The 15,697-nt window shown below is 61.4% G+C and carries 16 protein-coding genes and 2 pseudogenes; 10 read left to right on the top strand and 8 right to left on the bottom strand.

Annotated elements, in window-relative coordinates:
* The first annotated feature begins 177 nt into the window (after positions 1–177).
* A complete protein-coding gene (locus tag HFO71_RS01770; RefSeq protein ID WP_168340218.1) occupies positions 178–447 on the top strand; it encodes a hypothetical protein in 270 nt (89 codons plus the stop codon).
* Between the two features lie 130 nt (positions 448–577).
* Here the strand turns inward: HFO71_RS01770 and HFO71_RS01775 are convergent.
* Positions 578–861, bottom strand: a pseudogene (locus HFO71_RS01775) (aminotransferase class IV); the annotation flags it as partial.
* Between the two features lie 220 nt (positions 862–1,081).
* Here HFO71_RS01775 and HFO71_RS01780 point away from each other — a divergent pair.
* The 3 genes from HFO71_RS01780 to HFO71_RS01790 are packed head-to-tail and all read left to right on the top strand — an operon-like array spanning position 1,082 to position 3,676.
* A complete protein-coding gene (locus HFO71_RS01780) occupies positions 1,082–1,573 on the top strand; it encodes a MarR family winged helix-turn-helix transcriptional regulator (protein ID WP_017989072.1) in 492 nt (163 codons plus the stop codon).
* On the top strand, positions 1,574–2,275 hold the full coding sequence (locus HFO71_RS01785; protein WP_011652933.1) for a response regulator: 702 nt from the start codon (positions 1,574–1,576) through the stop codon (positions 2,273–2,275).
* A gap of 24 nt (positions 2,276–2,299) precedes the next feature.
* On the top strand, positions 2,300–3,676 hold the full coding sequence (locus HFO71_RS01790; protein ID WP_025395442.1) for an ATP-binding protein: 1,377 nt from the start codon (positions 2,300–2,302) through the stop codon (positions 3,674–3,676).
* Here HFO71_RS01790 and HFO71_RS01795 read toward each other — a convergent pair.
* Entirely contained in the window at positions 3,673–4,134 is a 462-nt protein-coding gene (locus HFO71_RS01795) for a winged helix-turn-helix transcriptional regulator (RefSeq protein WP_168340216.1), read from the bottom strand. The two genes, HFO71_RS01790 and HFO71_RS01795, sit on opposite strands and share 4 nt — an antisense overlap.
* Before the next feature lie 34 nt (positions 4,135–4,168).
* On the opposite strand from HFO71_RS01795, the gene HFO71_RS01800 reads away from it, so the two are divergent.
* Positions 4,169–5,041: an oxidoreductase gene (locus HFO71_RS01800; protein WP_168259093.1), complete on the top strand. Its 873-nt coding sequence runs from the start codon at positions 4,169–4,171 to the stop codon at positions 5,039–5,041.
* A gap of 60 nt (positions 5,042–5,101) precedes the next feature.
* Here HFO71_RS01800 and HFO71_RS01805 read toward each other — a convergent pair whose 3' ends face one another.
* The 3 genes from HFO71_RS01805 to HFO71_RS01815 all read right to left on the bottom strand — a co-directional run bounded on the left by HFO71_RS01805 (position 5,102) and on the right by HFO71_RS01815 (position 7,290).
* Entirely contained in the window at positions 5,102–5,557 is a 456-nt protein-coding gene (locus tag HFO71_RS01805) for a BA14K family protein (RefSeq protein ID WP_206112777.1), read from the bottom strand.
* 140 nt (positions 5,558–5,697) lie between these two features.
* On the bottom strand, positions 5,698–5,913 hold the full coding sequence (locus tag HFO71_RS01810) for a cold-shock protein (RefSeq protein ID WP_003561293.1): 216 nt from the start codon (positions 5,911–5,913) through the stop codon (positions 5,698–5,700).
* A 486-nt stretch (positions 5,914–6,399) separates the two neighbouring features.
* Entirely contained in the window at positions 6,400–7,290 is an 891-nt protein-coding gene (locus HFO71_RS01815) for a DMT family transporter (protein ID WP_168259095.1), read from the bottom strand.
* 100 nt (positions 7,291–7,390) lie between these two features.
* On the opposite strand from HFO71_RS01815, the gene HFO71_RS01820 reads away from it, so the two are divergent.
* Positions 7,391–7,861, top strand: a complete 471-nt coding sequence (locus tag HFO71_RS01820) for a DUF3052 domain-containing protein (protein ID WP_168259109.1) — start codon at positions 7,391–7,393, stop codon at positions 7,859–7,861.
* Positions 7,862–7,865: 4 nt separating this feature from the next.
* Here HFO71_RS01820 and HFO71_RS01825 read toward each other — a convergent pair whose 3' ends face one another.
* The 3 genes and pseudogenes from HFO71_RS01825 to HFO71_RS01835 all read right to left on the bottom strand — a co-directional run bounded on the left by HFO71_RS01825 (position 7,866) and on the right by HFO71_RS01835 (position 12,270).
* Positions 7,866–9,008 (bottom strand): PQQ-dependent sugar dehydrogenase, encoded by a 1,143-nt coding sequence (locus tag HFO71_RS01825; protein WP_221968271.1) that lies wholly within the window; start codon positions 9,006–9,008, stop codon positions 7,866–7,868.
* 58 nt (positions 9,009–9,066) lie between these two features.
* A pseudogene (locus HFO71_RS01830) lies at positions 9,067–9,893 on the bottom strand (class GN sortase).
* Entirely contained in the window at positions 9,883–12,270 is a 2,388-nt protein-coding gene (locus HFO71_RS01835) for a marine proteobacterial sortase target protein (RefSeq protein WP_221968270.1), read from the bottom strand. Before HFO71_RS01835 ends, HFO71_RS01830 begins: the two are co-directional and overlap by 11 nt.
* A gap of 385 nt (positions 12,271–12,655) precedes the next feature.
* On the opposite strand from HFO71_RS01835, the gene HFO71_RS01840 reads away from it, so the two are divergent.
* The 4 genes from HFO71_RS01840 to HFO71_RS01855 all read left to right on the top strand — a co-directional run bounded on the left by HFO71_RS01840 (position 12,656) and on the right by HFO71_RS01855 (position 15,696).
* Positions 12,656–13,858, top strand: a complete 1,203-nt coding sequence (locus HFO71_RS01840; protein ID WP_221968269.1) for a pyridoxal phosphate-dependent aminotransferase — start codon at positions 12,656–12,658, stop codon at positions 13,856–13,858.
* Between the two features lie 101 nt (positions 13,859–13,959).
* The gene (locus HFO71_RS01845) at positions 13,960–14,220 is read left to right on the top strand and encodes a type II toxin-antitoxin system Phd/YefM family antitoxin (protein WP_011652922.1); all 261 of its coding nucleotides are present in this window, start codon (positions 13,960–13,962) and stop codon (positions 14,218–14,220) included.
* A 2-nt stretch (positions 14,221–14,222) separates the two neighbouring features.
* Complete coding sequence (locus HFO71_RS01850; RefSeq protein ID WP_077978882.1) at positions 14,223–14,609, top strand: type II toxin-antitoxin system VapC family toxin; 387 nt, start codon at positions 14,223–14,225, stop codon at positions 14,607–14,609.
* A 100-nt stretch (positions 14,610–14,709) separates the two neighbouring features.
* Positions 14,710–15,696 carry a glycosyltransferase family 8 protein gene (locus tag HFO71_RS01855; RefSeq protein WP_168259110.1) on the top strand — a complete coding sequence of 329 codons (987 nt, stop codon included), beginning with the start codon at positions 14,710–14,712 and terminating at the stop codon, positions 15,694–15,696.
* The last annotated feature ends 1 nt before the right edge of the window (position 15,697 follow it).

Raw genomic sequence — 15,697 nt, forward strand, 5'->3', positions numbered from 1 at the left:
TCGACAGAAACGAGGCGAGGCGGACGTCGGACCGCCTCGTTCCGGGGCGGTTCTCCCTGCCTTAATCCCGCATCGGTTGATTTTTCTTAACGCTTTCCTCCGAAATATGATAATATACTAATATGCCGAAGGTTCGGCATGGATCGGCGGTCGGGGAGATCGCCAGAGGAGGAAATCATGGAAGCGCTACTTCCGCTCATCACCCAATTGATTGCCGGTGCAATCGGCGGCAACGCCGCGGGCGCCGCTTTGAAGCAGCAGGCGATCAATGTCGTCGCCCGTACGATCGCGGGTGCGATCGGCGGCGTTGCCGGCGGTATGCTGCTCAGCATGGTCGGTGGGGAAGCGGCTATGACCGGCCTGATCGCCGACGGCATCGGCGGTTTGATCGGCGGCGGCATTCTCTCGACGCTCGCCGGACTGGTCATGGCACGGGCGCATAGATAAAAGGCCCGACGGGTCTGTATCTACAGCGCCGCACGTCTTTTCGAGAGCCGCAAAGGACGCCGTAGCTGCATCCTTAAATCGATTCCGATTTAAGGAATTATGCGGTAGCCGGACCGATTGCGTGAGGGGCTTATTCGGCGGCGACCGCCGCCGGATAGACTTCCTTCATGTGGTCGTTCATCCGTGTTTCGAGATCATCGACGGCGTGAAGCGATACGGGCCGATTTCGGAAACCGGGTTGATGACGTCTGGCGGGTGATACCGTTCAGAAAGCAACCCGGGGTCGGCGTGTGAATGACGCCATCCTTGATGAAGAAGATGTTGGCGCCGGTCGCATCAGTGACCTGACCGAGATAATCGAGCATCATCTCCCCAGACTCCTCCGGCGCTTCACGCCCCATGCCTGTTGATTGTTATCCCCATTACGTTTTATCCACAGACGCAAGGGGAAATCGCGTATTGCGTCGGAGTGCCGGACGGGCCTTGTTTTCCGGGGAAATGCCAGGGAAATGAGAGGCCGTGCGGGCTCCCGCAGAGTTCGTGGAAGCTGATAGCGACGCAAATTTATGTCAATAAGGCTGACATATCTTCGCGAAAGCTTCCGGCAGCGCGCGGAAAAGAAAGGAAATGCCGAGTGTCACGACAGACCGGCCCGAAAGCAGGCAAGCCGGAGCCGCTAGCCACGCCGATGGAAGATACTGATATCATCGATTTCGAGATCATCGAGCTGTTCTTCTTCGCCTATCGCGACTTCGTTTCCGATCCTGACGCTATCCTCGAAAAGAGCGGCTTCGGCCGGGCGCATCACCGCGTCGTACATTTCGTCAACCGCAATCCCGGCATGACGGTAGCCGATCTTCTCGAAACGCTGAAGATCACCAAGCAGAGCCTTGCAAGGGTGCTGAAACAGCTGATCGACTCAGGCTATATTCGCCAGGTGGCAGGTCCTGAAGACCGGCGGCAGCGTAAGCTCTATCCGACGAAATCGGGGCGTGAGCTGGCGCTTGCCCTTGCCGAGCCGCAATCGCGCCGCATTGAGCGGGCATTCGAAGGGGCTTCTGCGGAGGTGCGGGAGGGCGTAAAAGCTTTCCTCAGCGGCATGCGGGACAGACAGAAGGCGGATTGAATGGCGGTCAAGACAGATATTTCCGATGATGCGGCGCACTTGCTGGTGGTCGATGACGACTCCCGCATCCGTGCGCTGCTCAATCGTTATCTCGCCGAGAACGGCTTCCGCGTCACCGTCGCCGCCGACGGCGCCGAGGCGCAGCGCAAGCTTGCGGGTCTCGACTTCGACCTGATCATCATGGATGTGATGATGCCCGGCGAATCCGGCATCGAGGTTACCCGCGGGCTTCGCGCCATCAAGAACGTCCCGATCATCATGCTGACGGCGCTGGCAGAATCGGGCAACCGCATCGAAGGCCTTGAGGCGGGCGCCGACGACTATCTTTCCAAGCCCTTCGACCCGCGCGAACTGGTGCTGCGCATCAACAATATCCTGCGCCGCAACGCCGGCGGCGAGGGACCGAAGATCGAACAGGTGATGTTCGGCCCCTACACTTTCTCGCTGACCCGCAAAGAGCTGAAGAAAGCCAGCGAGGTGATCCGGCTCACCGACCGCGAGCAGGAGATCATGCTGCTCTTTGCGCGGCGCGCCGGCGACACGATCCCCCGCCATGAACTGATCGGCAACGATACCGAAGTCGGCGAGCGGACGATCGACGTGCAGATCAACCGGCTGAGGCGTAAGATCGAGGACGATCCCGCCAATCCCGTCTGGCTGCAGACCGTGCGCGGCATCGGATACAGGCTGAGCATCGACTAAACTCAAGGTTCGGGACCGGCGCTGATGGTGACGATCGACAGCTTGCGGCGGGAAGACCGCACTTCTGCGCCGGGCTGGCGCTCGATCGTCCGCTGGCTGCGCCGGCGGCTGCCGACCGGACTTTACGCGCGCTCGCTGCTGATCATCATCATTCCGATGGTACTCCTGCAATCCGTCGTCGCCGCCGTTTTCATGGAGCGCCACTGGCAAATGGTAACGGAGCGGCTGTCGCTTGCGGTTACCCGCGACATCGCCGCGATCATCGAGATCATCGAGACCTATCCGCAAAATTCGGACTATAGCGAAATCATCCGCATCGCCCGCGACCAGCTCAGCCTGCAGATCTCGATCGAGCCGGACGGCGACCTGCCGCCACCGCGCGTCAAGCCGTTCTTCTCGATCCTCGACGGCATCCTCAGCGACGAGATCACCGACGAGATCCATCGGCCTTTCTGGATCGACACGGTCGGCAACTCGAACCTCGTCGAGATCCGCATCAAACTCGACAACAAGATCCTGCGGGTGCTGACCAAGCGCAGCCAGACCTATGCCTCGAACACGCACATCTTCATCGTCTGGATGGTCGGCACCTCGCTGGTGCTGATCGGCATCTCGATCCTCTTCCTGCGCGGCCAGATCCGGCCGATCCTGACCTTGGCGCGCGCGGCCGAAAGCTTCGGCAAGGGGCAGAAGCCCGATAATTTCTATCCGCGGGGCGCCGACGAGGTGAGGCGCGCCGGCCTTGCCTTCATTTTGATGCGCGAACGAATCGAACGGCAGATCGAGCAGCGCACCGCGATGCTCTCCGGCGTCAGCCATGATCTGCGCACCATCCTCACCCGCTTCAAGCTGCAGCTGGCGCTGGCCGGCGACAATCCCGACCTGCATGGCCTCAACGATGACGTCAACGACATGCAGACCATGCTGGAGGCCTACATGGCCTTCGCACGCGGCGAGGTCGAAGAGGATGTCGGCGAGCTGAAACTCAGTGAGATCTTCGCAAAGCTGGAATCCGATTTTGCCCTGCACGGTAAAAAATTCAGCTATTCCATCGAGGGCGATGACGATATCTCCGTTAGGCCGAACGCCTTCATGCGTCTCGTCACCAACCTTGCCTCGAATGCGCGCCGGTATGCCGATAGGCTCGACATCGAGGCCAAGCACAATGCCAAATGGCTGACCGTCATCTTCGACGATGACGGGCCTGGCATTCCCGAAAAGAACCGTGAGGACGTGTTCAAGCCGTTCTTCCGGCTGGATACGGCGCGCAACCTCGATGCGTCAGGCACCGGGCTCGGCCTGGCGATCGCCCGCGACATTGCCCGCAGCCACGGCGGCAACGTCACGCTCAGTGACAGCCCGCTCGGTGGGTTGAGGGCAACGATCCGCATTCCGGCTTAAGCGTTGGCGGTAGCCGTCAGCTTCACGGCTTTGCGCGCATCGAAATCGTCCAGGCGTTGGACGATCCAGCGCCATAGCGAGGCGACCTGCATGAGGAGGTCGCGTCCGAGCGGCGTCAACTCGTATTCGACGCGCGGCGGCACTTGGGGATAAAGCGTGCGGATGACGAGGCCATCCTTTTCGAGGGTGCGCAGCGTCTGCGTCAGCACTTTCTGGCTGATGCCCTCGACCCTCTCCATAAGGCGCGAGAAGCGCAGGGGCGCGCCGGCATCGGAGAGCACATGCAGGATGCGCAGCGGCCATTTCGCTGCCGCCCGCTCGATCAGTTCGCGGGCCCGCGCATCCTGTTCGTCCGTCATGCTGCTGCAGAAATCGAACATGTCGCTACTCACGTCAGTTACCTCAAGGTGTGTATAGATCGTCTGGGTACCTTCTTTCGATCGGATACAATAGACCATACATGAGCCGGGAACCAAAGAAGGAGGGTTTCCGATGTCCAGGGTGTGGTTGATAACAGGGAGTTCACGCGGTCTCGGCCGGGCGCTGGCGGAGGCGGTATTGGCCGCCGGCGACAATCTGGTGGCGACAGCGCGCGATCCCGGCCAGCTTGCCGATCTTTCCGAGCGGTATGGCGATCAGGTGCTGACGCTGGCGCTTGACGTGACCGACGAGGCGGCGGCAGCGGCGGCAGTTAAGGCTGGTGTGAAGCGGTTCGGGCGCATCGACGTGCTTGTTAACAATGCCGGCTACGGCAATGTCGGCTCGATCGAGGATACCAGCCTTGCCGATTTTCGAGCCCAGATCGAGACCAATCTCTTCGGCACGATCATCATGACCAAGGCAGTCATCGCCCTGATGCGCGGGCAGGGAGAGGGGCACATCATCCAGTTCTCATCCGTCGGCGGCCGGATCGGACCTGCCGGGCGCGGCGCCTATTCGGCGGCGAAATTCGGTGTCGAGGGTTTTTCCGAGGTGCTGGCGAAGGAGGTCGCGCCATTCGGGATCAAGGTGACGGTGATCGAGCCCGGCGGCTTCAGGACCGATTTCGCCGGCTCCTCGACGGTGCTTGCCGAAGGGCGGCAGGACTATGCGGAGACGGTCGGTGCTACGGTGCGCTTCCAGCGTGCGTACAACGGCCGCCAACCCGGCGATCCCGCCAAAGCGGCCGCGGTCGTCATCCACATTGCCGGTCTCGACGAGCCGCCGTTCCGGCTGCTGCTCGGCAGCGATGCCGTGCGCAATGTCGAGAAAGCGGATGCGGCGCGTATCGAGGCCGATCGTGAATGGCGCGCCGTCAGCGTCTCGACCGATTTTGAGCCGGATGCCGAGGCAGGACCGATGCCTTGGGAAAAGAAGGCCGGTTGACGAGGCAAAAACAAAAGCGCCGCTGAGAAGCGGCGCTTTGTAGCAGGGATTGTTGTGAAATCAGCCGGCGGTGCAGAAGTGGCGGCGGCCGTCATAGCCGATGTAGGTGCCGCTGCGCGGATCGAAGGAGCGGTAACGGTAGGAGCAGTAGCGCTGCCATTGCGGCGACCAGGGCTCAACCGCCGTGCGAACCGGCGCGTAATATTGCGGCTGGTCGACATAGACGCGGCGGGGCGCGCGATAGACCGGAGCGGGCTCGTAGTAATCCGGCTCGTAGGCCGGGTCGATGTAGCGCCGCTCTTCGTAAACCGGACCGTTATTGGCATTGGCGATGGCAGAGCCGACGATCAAGCCGGTCGCAAGGCCGACGGCGCCGCCGACCCACGCATCGTTGTTGCCGTGATTGCCATGGCGCCAGTGGCGGTCGCGGGCCGACGCTTCACCGATGGCGGAAAGCGTGAGTGCGGCAGCGGTTGCCGTCAGCAAAAGGGTCTTGGCGAGCCTGTTCATAAGCATAATCCTAATCCCGGGAACCGAACGCCGGTCCCTTTCTCGATGGTCACAGTCGTACAGACCTGTAGCTGAACGAAGGCTGAACGACAAAACCCGGCATTGCTGCCGGGCTTCAACTCGAATACGCCAGCCTTGTTAAGGGTTCAGCCCGCAATCTGCAGATTGACGGCCTTCGGCCCCTTGCCGCGGCGATCCGGCTCCGTGTCGAAGCTTACCTTCTGGTTTTCCGTCAGACCGGCCAGGCCGGAGGCCTGAACGGCAGAAATGTGAACGAAGATATCGGCGCCGCCCCGGTCCGGCTTGATGAAGCCGAAGCCCTTGTCGGTATTGAAGAATTTTACAGTGCCAGTCTCTGCCATGCCTCAGGTCCTTTTCTCTCTGCCCGCCATCCACACGGGCAGCATCATAGCATTGCCTCCTTGCGGGAGGTGTTGGCAGGCAATTCTTGAAATTTGAGAAAAAGGTCCCCTCTACCTCGGCCTGTTCCGGGCAGGACTTTCGCCCGCCATTTTCGGAACCGGCTGACCGGGATATTAGCGTTCCCGGCGCGCAAATACTTAAGGACTTCCCATGCTCGCAAAATGCCCGAACGCGCTGAGAGTGCTGCGTTTAAAGGATTTTGGCAAGCAAAAGTTTTTTAACGTGTCGTTCGGGGCACACCCCCGCCGGTGTCCAATTTGCGCAAAAACGCAAAATTTCCTTCGCCGATAGGGAATGATTAACGTTTTATATCGTCGGCAATATAAGTTCCGAGCAGATTTTCCCAAAAATGCAACGTTAACGCGTCTCCCGCGTCCGATAAATTTTTTTCCCGATGTGTGGCCCAGCCATATTTGGACGCGTGTTCACGTGGCTGGCAGGCGTCGGCGGGTCAGTCCCGGCACGAGTTCGACCACAAGCATAGCGATAAACATCAGCGCGCAGCCTGCATAACCTGTTGCCGGCATCGTTTCGCCGAGCAGCAGGGCTGCAAGCGAGGCGCCGAAGAGCGCTTCGGAAGAAAGAAAGATCGCGGCCTGCGAGGGCGTCGTGTAGCGCTGGCCGATCACCTGCAGCACAAAAGCCAGGCCTGACGAGAAGATGCCGACATAAAGGATCTCCGGCGCCGCCGCCTGTATCGCCGAAAGGCTGACGGATTCGACGGCTGCAGCAACGGCCAGCGCACAGACTGCGGTGACGGCAAATTGCGTGGCGGAGAGCGCGAGCGGCCTTCCGGTCTCGGAAACGGTCGTGCCGGCAAGGGTGATCTGGATCGCCCAGAAGACGGCACAGACGACGGTCAGCAGATCGCCGGGTGTCAGCGCCGAGAGATGGCCGCCGGACAGGAGATAGATGCCGGTGACCGCCATCAGCGCCCCCGGCCAGATGATCCAATGCGGGGCACGGCGCAGGAAGAACACGGCGATCAGCGGCACGAAGACGACATAGAGGCCGGTGATGAAGCTGGAATTGGTCACCGTCGTCGTCTGCAGGCCGACCTGCTGCGTGGCGGCGCCGCCGAAAAGGGCAAGGCCGGTCAGGAAATAGAGCTTCGCATGGCGCGCGCTGGTCTTCTCCTTTGCCTTGCGCGCTTCAAAAAGGACGAAGGGCAGCACAGCCAGCGTGGCGACGGCAAAACGCAGGCCGATGAACCAGAAGGGACCGATCGCCTTCATCGCCGTCGACTGCGCGACGAAGCCGCCGCCCCAGATGGCAGCTGCAAGCAATAGGAGGAGGTTCGCCTGAACGCGCGTCATGTCAGCCTCGATGGGGAAGGGAGGTATGCTCAAGCGGTTAGCAGTTGCGTTTCCTTTCGGCAAGGGTGAAGACTTCGTGCCGGTTGACGGAGGCGAAGACATGCGAGGCGAAGAACAGAAGCTGGCCGGCGATGCGGCGGCGGGTGGGACGGCAGGCTATTCCGGCACGCCGCTCGTCAGGAAACTCGGCCTCGCACAGGGGCAGGCAGCCGCTCTTCCCGGCATTCCCGAATCGATCGGCGACATCAATGGTTTCGCTGGTTTTGCTTCGGTCATCCATGCGCTTCCCGAGACGCCTCAGCGTGCATTCGACTACGTACATCTGTTTACGACAGAACGTGCAGCGCTGGAGGCCATCGCGCCCGCGCTTTTTTGTGTCCTGAGACCGGGCGGTATGGTCTGGATCTCCTGGCCGAGAAAGAGTTCACGGGTTTCGACCAATATCACCGAGGACGTGCTGCGGGATGTTCTGCTCCCAACCGGTCTGGTCGACGTCAAGGTCTGCGCCGTCGACGAGATCTGGTCCGGGTTGAAATTTGTCATCCGCAAGGAGCTGCGCGGCGCGTTGTGACGTCTCAGCCGTTACGGGCTTGGGCTCTCGAGATCCTGAGCAGCGCGCCGTTGTTCTCGTCCGTCACCATCAGCAGGGCGCCGTCGGGGCCGACGACGACGTCGCGGATGCGGCCGTACTCGCCTTTGAACAGGCGCTCCTCGGTGACGAACGCACCGCTCTCGTCACGCTGCATGCGCGAGAGCAGCTGGAACTTCAGTGCCGCGACGAGGAAGTCGCCGTCCCATTCTGGGAACATGGCACCGCGATAGACGGCGAGCGCGCCAGGCGCGATCGAAGGGTCCCAATACTGCAGCGGCTGTTCCAGCCCTTCCTTGGCGGTGCCTTCGCCGATTTCGGCGCCCGAATAGTCACGGCCGTAGGTGATGATGGGCCAGCCGTAATTCTTACCGGCCTCGGGCTGGTTGATCTCGTCGCCGCCGCGCGCACCGTGTTCGACGGTGTAAAGCTTGCCGTCCTTGGCATCGAAGGCAATGCCTTGGGGGTTGCGGTGGCCTTTCGACCAGATCTCCGGCAGACCCTTCCCGCTGTCCTTGAAGGGATTGTCGGCGGGGATGCTGCCGTCGGGATTGATGTGGATGATCGAGCCGGCGTTGTCCTGCCAATCCTGCGAGCGCTTGCGGTCGCCGCGGTCGCCCACGCTGATGAACAGTGAACCATCACCTGATATCGCGATGCGGGAGCCATAGTGGATGTTGCTTGAGGTGAAGCGTCGCATGCTGAAGATAGGCGTCACGGCGTCGAGTGTCTTCTCGTCAGTGGAAAGCGTGGCGCTGAAGGCTTCGGTGCCGGAGCCCTGCCTGTTGGCGATGGCGGCGGTGAAATAAAGTTTGCGAGATGTCGCAAAGTCCGGCGCGAGCGCCACGTCCATCAGGCCACCCTGGCCACGGGCGCTGACCTTGGGCACGCCGCCAATCGGGTGGGAGACCTTGCCGTCGCGGACGATGCGTATGCGGCCCGGCCGCTCGGTAACGAGATAGGCGCCGTCGGGCAACACCTCCACCGCCCAGGGATGTTCGAGGCCGTCGGCGAGCTTGTCGACACGGACGGCGAGTTCCTGCGTGTTGACGGTGTCGGCCGCATCCGCGGACACGGCGCCGAACAGGACCAACGCTGCGGCGAAATGGAAGGCGGATATTCTCTTCATGTTGCTCCCCGTCGTTTCTCCATGTGGAACGTGGAGCGGGCAGGGAAGGGCTTCAACCTCATTCGGTCTGCAATAACGGCTTTGTGTTTACCGGTTGAACCGAGCCCGTCGCCCACGATATTCAAAGAAGTAGAGCGCCGTGCGTCCAAGAGGACGCACGGCGCTCTACCCGTCGACCAATTCTGCCTCAAGGATGTAGCGCAGCGGCCCCCGTTCGGTGGCATTGAAGGGCCAGCAGGTGGTCAGCACCAGGCGGTGGCCATCGGAGGAGGGATCGATGCCGTTGGCATCCCACGGGGCGATGCGGCCCTCGCCGGCCTTGAAGGTCAACAGTTTGCCGTCGCGGCGCGTGACCTCGATCGTATCGCCGGGCCTTATATATTGCAGCCAGCGGAAATGCGTGTCGCGATGGGCGGCGATGACGGAGGTGCCTTCCTCGCCCGGTTGCGGCGTGTTGGCGAGCCAGGCAGGCCCGAAGGCCAGAGCCTCGCCAGAGGCGCCGGAGAGCACGATCGCCTCCTTGCCAAGGCGCGGGGCGCGCACCTTGGCCTCCGTGGTGAAATCCGCCCAGGGCCAGGGTTTTGTCTCTTTCCCCTGAAGCTCCGCGGCGAAGGCGCGTTTCAGCAGGATCTGGGAGAGCTCCGCTTTCGCCTTCAGCAGAAAACCGTCGCCGATCAGCGCCAAGCCATAAAAGGCAAGGCCGGCGATGGCAAAGGCGATCGCCTTTTCGATCGAGGAAAGACGCCAGAGGAAGAAACCCTTCCGCTGGCGAGGCTTCGGCATGTCGTGGGCCGTGGCGGCGGCCATGGCGAGTTGCAGATAGGTCGGAAGCGGCTCGAATTCGGCCGCTTCCTCATTCTGGCTTGCGGAGAGCCTAGAGACCATTTCGCTTGGCTCCGACCGCGATAATGCGCTTGACGCGCCGCCGCCAGACGGCCAAACCGCTTGCCGCCGTCAGCGCCAGGAGCAGCATGGTCAGCCCGCGGATGATCTGCTCGTCAGCACGCGTCGCCGTCTGCGGCAGGTTCACGGTCGAGCTCTTCTGCGCAATCATGGTGGCCGCCTTGGCGGTCGGGGCTGCGGCCATCATGTTTGCGATCTCAGGCGATGCGGCGAGATCCTGTGTTTCGGCTGCAGCCTGCTCCGGTCCGGCGTTTTCTGCCGGCGTAGCCGAGCCATGGCGTTCTGCGCCGCCAAGAGGGGCAGCGTTTTCCCCGAAGACTTTATCGAAATCCCAACCATCCGGCAGGTTGAGCGGCAGCTTGGCCGAGCCGAGTGGCTGATCGGCCGGGCGCGACGGGGTGACATCGACGGCAACCAGGCTGGTGACGCGGGAGACGAGATGGTAAGCGAGCGCCACGGTCTCGATATCCTTGTCGAGCGCGGCCGGATCCTGACGCTCATAGGCACGGGCCTCGAAATCGTCGATCTTGCGGCGTGCCCAGAGCTTGGAAATGCCGCTGCCGTCGGCGGCATTGGCGATATCCATCTCGACGCGCCAGGGCTGGTCGCCTGTCTTGCCGATGATCTGCAGCTTGCCGGCGGGCTTCGCCTCAGGCAGCTCCGCGGTCAGCACGACGGGCTCGCCGCTGTAGAGGTCCGGCATCGGGTTCGGCGTGATATTCTCGGCTTCGATGCCTTCGAATGTCGCGGCGATATCGGTCATGGCTGGGTTCTGCAGCTTGGCGAAAAGCTCGCCCATGCGGCTTGCCACCTGGTCGGTCGAGCCGATCGCCGTGAAGGTGCCGCGGCCGATCTCGGCAGCCTTGGTCATGAAATAGGTGTTCGGCGCCGAGCCGATGCCGACGGTGAAGACACGGGCATCGCCGCGATTTGTGGTGATTTCCTGGAAGAGCTGCCGTTCGTTGCCGATCGCGCCATCCGTCAGGAAGACGACCTGACGCAGCGCGCCGGTTGCGACCGGTCCCTGGTTGCGCAGCGCAGCCTGCAAGGCAGGCAGCATTTCCGTGCCGCCGTCAGCGGTGAGGCCTCTGACATAGGCGATCGCCTTTTCGCGATTGTCAGGCGTCGCAGCAACGAGACCCTTGAAATAGTCAGTCATCGTATCGTCGAAACGGATGACGTTGAAGCGGTCGTCGGGGTTCAGCTTGGAGATGGCAAGCGCCAGGCTCTGCCTCGCCTGCTCGATCGACGGGCCGGACATGGAGCCGGAATTGTCGATGACGAAGACCACCTCGCGTTTTGCCGGCGGCGTTGCCGTATCCGGGGTCGTGGGCGGGGTGACGAAGGCGAGCAGATAGGTCTTACCATCAATCACTTCGCGGAAGAGGCCGGCACTCGGCATCTTTCCGGGAGCGGCCTTCCAGGTGAGCTCGAAATCCTTGTCGGCAGGAACGGCGTCCGCCTTCAGGCTAATTGTCCTCGCCTGGTCGCCATCCTGGCTGATATCGACCGCGTGGAAGGACGATTTGACGTCGCCGAGCGGGAAACCGGCCTTGAGGTCGACGGTTAGCGAAACCGGATTGATCCTGGCGTTCTCACGCGGATCGAGCACAGGGGCTTCGATCTTGTCGCGGTTTTCCACCGGGTCGCGCGGCGTGGCGAAACCGGCACCGTTGTTGAACTCGACAGTCTGGACGATCGGCGTCGGATTGTAGCGCGGAGCGACGACCATCGGGAAGCGCAGCGAGAACTCGTCGCCCGACTGGTTGATGATCTGCTGGTATTCGATCTGGACGACGATGGTTTCGCCGGGACCGATATTGGCGACCTGGTTGGTGAAGATGTTCGGCCGCTGCTGTTCGAGCAACGCCGTCTTCTTGCCCTCGGCCTTGGCCTGCTCGTAGATCTCGCGGGCTTCCTGGCGCGGCTTGATCTGGCCTTCGATGAAGCGTTCGCCGATCTGCATTTTCAGCGCGTCGACAGCGGAATTGTCCGGCAGCGGAAAGACATAGGTGCCTTCGACCCAACCCTGGCTCGGATTCTGGAAGCGCTGCGTCACCTTCACCCTGGCGATCGGGCCGGAGACATCGATGGCGACGTCGGTTTTCAGCCGCGGCGCTTCGACATAGAAGCCCGGCTCCTTCGACGGAAAGAGCAGCGAGCCGCTATTGATGTCGTTCGGCCGGACAAGCGCTGTGAGCTGGGCCGATGCCTGCGGCGTCTCGGCGGCACGGGCGGTGGAGGCAAGCCCCAGTATCGCGGCGATGCAGGCGGCAAAGGCGGTGACGGCAACAAGGACTGAAACGGAAATTCGGCGCGCACGAATGCGCCCTATGGTAAACTCATCTTCCAGAAACATTGGCATACCCTCAATAACCAATTTCGGATGCCGGATGATGCGGCTTCGATCTCGGCGCGCTCGCGACGGAATTGCGGCGTGGCGCGGCATTTGTTGCGGCTTATTCGTGGCAATGGCCGAATTCGACGATGCCACTGATTTCAGGGGATAAATCCGGGTGACTTCAGAGATTGATTCAAGATCTGCGCGTGGCGTTTCGACCGCGTGACGCAAGCCTCTCCGAGGGGGGCGGCGTGCCGGGCGGGTGGCGCGACGAATCGATCAATAAGAATCATTGCCTCCATCACGCCTTTGCGCTTGAAATGCCGTCATACATTGGACATAGAGCTAACCGCAGAACTCCGGTCCCGGCTTTCTGCCCGTTTCAACCATTAGGACCGTTATCATGGCTTTCCTTGCCGATGCTCTTTCCCGTGTGAAGCCTTCAGCCACCATCGCCGTCTCCCAGAAAGCGCGCGAGCTGAAAGCAAAAGGACGTGACGTCATCGGCCTCGGCGCGGGTGAGCCGGATTTCGATACGCCCGATAATATCAAGACGGCCGCCATCGACGCGATCAACCGCGGCGAAACGAAGTACACGCCGGTTTCCGGTATCCCGGAACTACGAAAGGCGATCGCCGCCAAGTTCAAGCGCGAGAACGGCCTCGACTATTCCTGGGAGCAGACGATCGTCGGCACCGGCGGCAAGCAGATCCTTTTCAACGCCTTCATGGCGACGCTGAACCCCGGCGACGAAGTCGTCATCCCGGCGCCTTATTGGGTTTCCTATCCTGAGATGGTGGCGCTGTGCGGCGGCACGCCGGTTTTCGTATCGGCCACCCAGGAGCATAACTTCAAGCTCCAGGCCGCCGATCTCGAAAAGGCGATCACGCCGAAGACCAAGTGGTTCATCTTCAACTCGCCGTCCAACCCGACGGGGGCGGCCTATACGCAGGACGAGCTGAAGGCGCTGACGGATGTGCTGATGAAGCATCCGCAGGTCTGGGTGCTGACCGACGACATGTACGAGCACCTGACCTATGGCGACTTCAAGTTCGTCACGCCTGTGGAAGTCGAGCCGAAGCTCTACGACCGCACGCTGACGATGAACGGCGTCTCCAAGGCCTATGCGATGACCGGCTGGCGTATCGGCTATGCAGCCGGTCCGATCCAGCTCATCAAGGCGATGGACATGATCCAGGGTCAGCAGACCTCGGGTGCGACCTCGATCGCCCAGTGGGCGGCTGTCGAAGCGCTGAACGGCACGCAGGACTTCATCCCTGCGAACAAGAAGATCTTCGAAGGTCGTCGCAATCTCGTCGTTTCGATGCTGAACCAGGCCAAGGGCATTGTCTGCCCGGTTCCGGAGGGCGCCTTCTATGTCTATCCGTCCTGCGCCGGCCTGATCGGCAAGACGGCTCCGTCGGGCAAGGTGATCGAGACGGACGAGGATTTCGTTTCCGAGCTTCTGGAAACGGAAGGCGTCGCCGTCGTTCACGGTTCGGCCTTCGGCCTCGGCCCGAACTTCCGCATCTCCTACGCGACTTCGGAAGAGCTGCTCGAGGAAGCTTGCCGCCGCATCCAGCGCTTCTGCGGCGCCTGCAAGTAAGCGGTTCTCAAAAACACAAATCGAAGGCCTGCTGGCGACGGCGGGCCTTTTTGTTTGCGGCGACGTTGACGATGTAGCTGCATGTAGCGACATTTACCCTCATGAAGACCGTTTCGATCCGTGATGCGAAGAACCGCCTGACCGAACTCGCCCGTGAGGTCGAGGAAGGTGAAACCATTGTCGTGACACGCAACGGCCGGCCGGTGTTCGATCTCGTGCCGCATCAAAAACGCGGCGGTTTGAACTTGGAAGCCGGCGAAGCCTATCTTCGTTCCAAGGGTATCACGCGCACGGAGATGTATATCGCCGACGACTTCGACGATCCTTTGCCGGAAGATTTTCTTCTCAAGCCGCTGCCGTGATCATGCGTCTGCTGCTTGACACGCACATGGTGATTGCAATTGCTCAGAAGAAACTGGCGGAGCGTTTTCCGCGTGTCGAGCAGGTGCTTTCGGACGGTGCCGCCATCGGTTTCGTCAGCGTCGCCAGCCTCTGGGAAATTGCCATCAAGACCAGGCTTGGAAAATTGCAGCCCGGATTGCCCCTCGAGACCATTCCCTTTTATCTCGGGGAGATCGGGCTGACGATCCTGCCCATCGATATCGCGCACGTCATCACCGCCGCTGACCCCGAGCCGGAGGCGCGCGATCCCTTCGATCGCTTGCTGCTTGCGCAATGCAAGGTCGAGGGGCTGCAGCTTGCGACAGTCGACCGGCTGCTCGTTGATCATCCATTGGCGCTGCGGCTCTAAGTTCACTTTCCGATTCAATATGCTCCTCATCTGAATCCGCTTCGCCTCGCAAGTCGTTGAAATCCGATTCAAAACGTGACGCAGAGTGACGGTCTGGCGGGTGATCTGCGGTTGCGGGTTGGCATCAAACCAACTAGATATCCGGCATCAGTTTAAGTCGCCGCTTCGGGAGGCCGGGATTTTGCAGCAGAGTGCCGTGATCGTCTGTTCGGATGTCAACATGCTGCCGGCCGCCTGCTGCACCCTGCTTTCCGTCAAGCGCAATCTCTCAAATTCCACTGTGGAGTTCCTGCTTCTCGGCATCGACCTCAAGCCGAACGAGATCGCCGAGGTCGGAAATTTCGCGCGGCTGCACGGCATGGCAATCAAGGTGTTGCCCTACAATACGCCAGATACGGCGCTGCAGGCGCGGGGTCGCTGGTCGGGCGCGACGCTGGCGCGGCTCTACATGGATCTGCACATTCCCGATGATGTTGAGCGGCTGCTTTATCTCGATGCCGATGTGCTTGCGGTTGCGCCGGTCGACGACCTCTTCGCCGTGGATTTGCAAGGCAAGGCGCTTGCCGCCATAGACGATTATGTCATGGCCTTTCCCGAGAAGGCCGGCGCACGGCAGCGGAAGATCGGCATGCGCGAGGGCGGCCGGTATTTCAATGCCGGCGTGTTGCTGTTCGACTGGTCGGCCTCCCAGGCGAGGGGGCTTTTTGCCAGGACACGGGAGATTTTCGAGGAGCGGTCGCATCTTTTCGAGAATAACGACCAAGATGCGCTGAACGTCACTTTCGACGGCGACTGGCTGGTGCTCGATCCGCGCTGGAACACGCAGACGGGCCTCCTGCCTTTCGTTGGCCGGCCGGCGATCATCCATTTCACCGGCCGGAAAAAGCCGTGGCAGGCGACTGTGCCGTGGGTGCATCGCCGGATGGCCAAGCGTTATGCCGAGGACCTCGCCAATACGCCATGGGCTTCCTTCTGCAGGCAGCCGTCGATGACGGGCCGGATTACGGGGTTCCTTTCGCATTTGGGAAAGCGGATCGGCGGGCTGGCGCGGCTGGCGCGGACACGCGCTTATTTCAGCAACAGCTAGT

This window comes from Rhizobium laguerreae, assembly GCF_019778565.1.
In the GTDB taxonomy this organism is placed as follows: Bacteria; Pseudomonadota; Alphaproteobacteria; order Rhizobiales; family Rhizobiaceae; genus Rhizobium; species Rhizobium laguerreae.

What these genes read in the sequence shown, in the direction of transcription:
- HFO71_RS01840 (WP_221968269.1), top strand. Translation starts at nt 12,656, where the DNA reads ATGGCTTTCCTTGCCGATGCTCTTTCCCGTGTGAAGCCTTCAGCCACC.
- HFO71_RS01820 (WP_168259109.1), top strand. Translation starts at nt 7,391, where the DNA reads ATGCGAGGCGAAGAACAGAAGCTGGCCGGCGATGCGGCGGCGGGTGGG.
- HFO71_RS01785 (WP_011652933.1), top strand. Translation starts at nt 1,574, where the DNA reads ATGGCGGTCAAGACAGATATTTCCGATGATGCGGCGCACTTGCTGGTG.
- HFO71_RS01805 (WP_206112777.1), bottom strand. Translation starts at nt 5,557, where the DNA reads ATGCTTATGAACAGGCTCGCCAAGACCCTTTTGCTGACGGCAACCGCT.
- HFO71_RS01825 (WP_221968271.1), bottom strand. Translation starts at nt 9,008, where the DNA reads ATGAAGAGAATATCCGCCTTCCATTTCGCCGCAGCGTTGGTCCTGTTC.
- HFO71_RS01850 (WP_077978882.1), top strand. Translation starts at nt 14,223, where the DNA reads ATGCGTCTGCTGCTTGACACGCACATGGTGATTGCAATTGCTCAGAAG.
- HFO71_RS01835 (WP_221968270.1), bottom strand. Translation starts at nt 12,270, where the DNA reads ATGTTTCTGGAAGATGAGTTTACCATAGGGCGCATTCGTGCGCGCCGA.
- HFO71_RS01795 (WP_168340216.1), bottom strand. Translation starts at nt 4,134, where the DNA reads ATGGTCTATTGTATCCGATCGAAAGAAGGTACCCAGACGATCTATACA.
- HFO71_RS01790 (WP_025395442.1), top strand. Translation starts at nt 2,300, where the DNA reads ATGGTGACGATCGACAGCTTGCGGCGGGAAGACCGCACTTCTGCGCCG.
- HFO71_RS01815 (WP_168259095.1), bottom strand. Translation starts at nt 7,290, where the DNA reads ATGACGCGCGTTCAGGCGAACCTCCTCCTATTGCTTGCAGCTGCCATC.
- HFO71_RS01770 (WP_168340218.1), top strand. Translation starts at nt 178, where the DNA reads ATGGAAGCGCTACTTCCGCTCATCACCCAATTGATTGCCGGTGCAATC.
- HFO71_RS01800 (WP_168259093.1), top strand. Translation starts at nt 4,169, where the DNA reads ATGTCCAGGGTGTGGTTGATAACAGGGAGTTCACGCGGTCTCGGCCGG.
- HFO71_RS01810 (WP_003561293.1), bottom strand. Translation starts at nt 5,913, where the DNA reads ATGGCAGAGACTGGCACTGTAAAATTCTTCAATACCGACAAGGGCTTC.
- HFO71_RS01845 (WP_011652922.1), top strand. Translation starts at nt 13,960, where the DNA reads ATGAAGACCGTTTCGATCCGTGATGCGAAGAACCGCCTGACCGAACTC.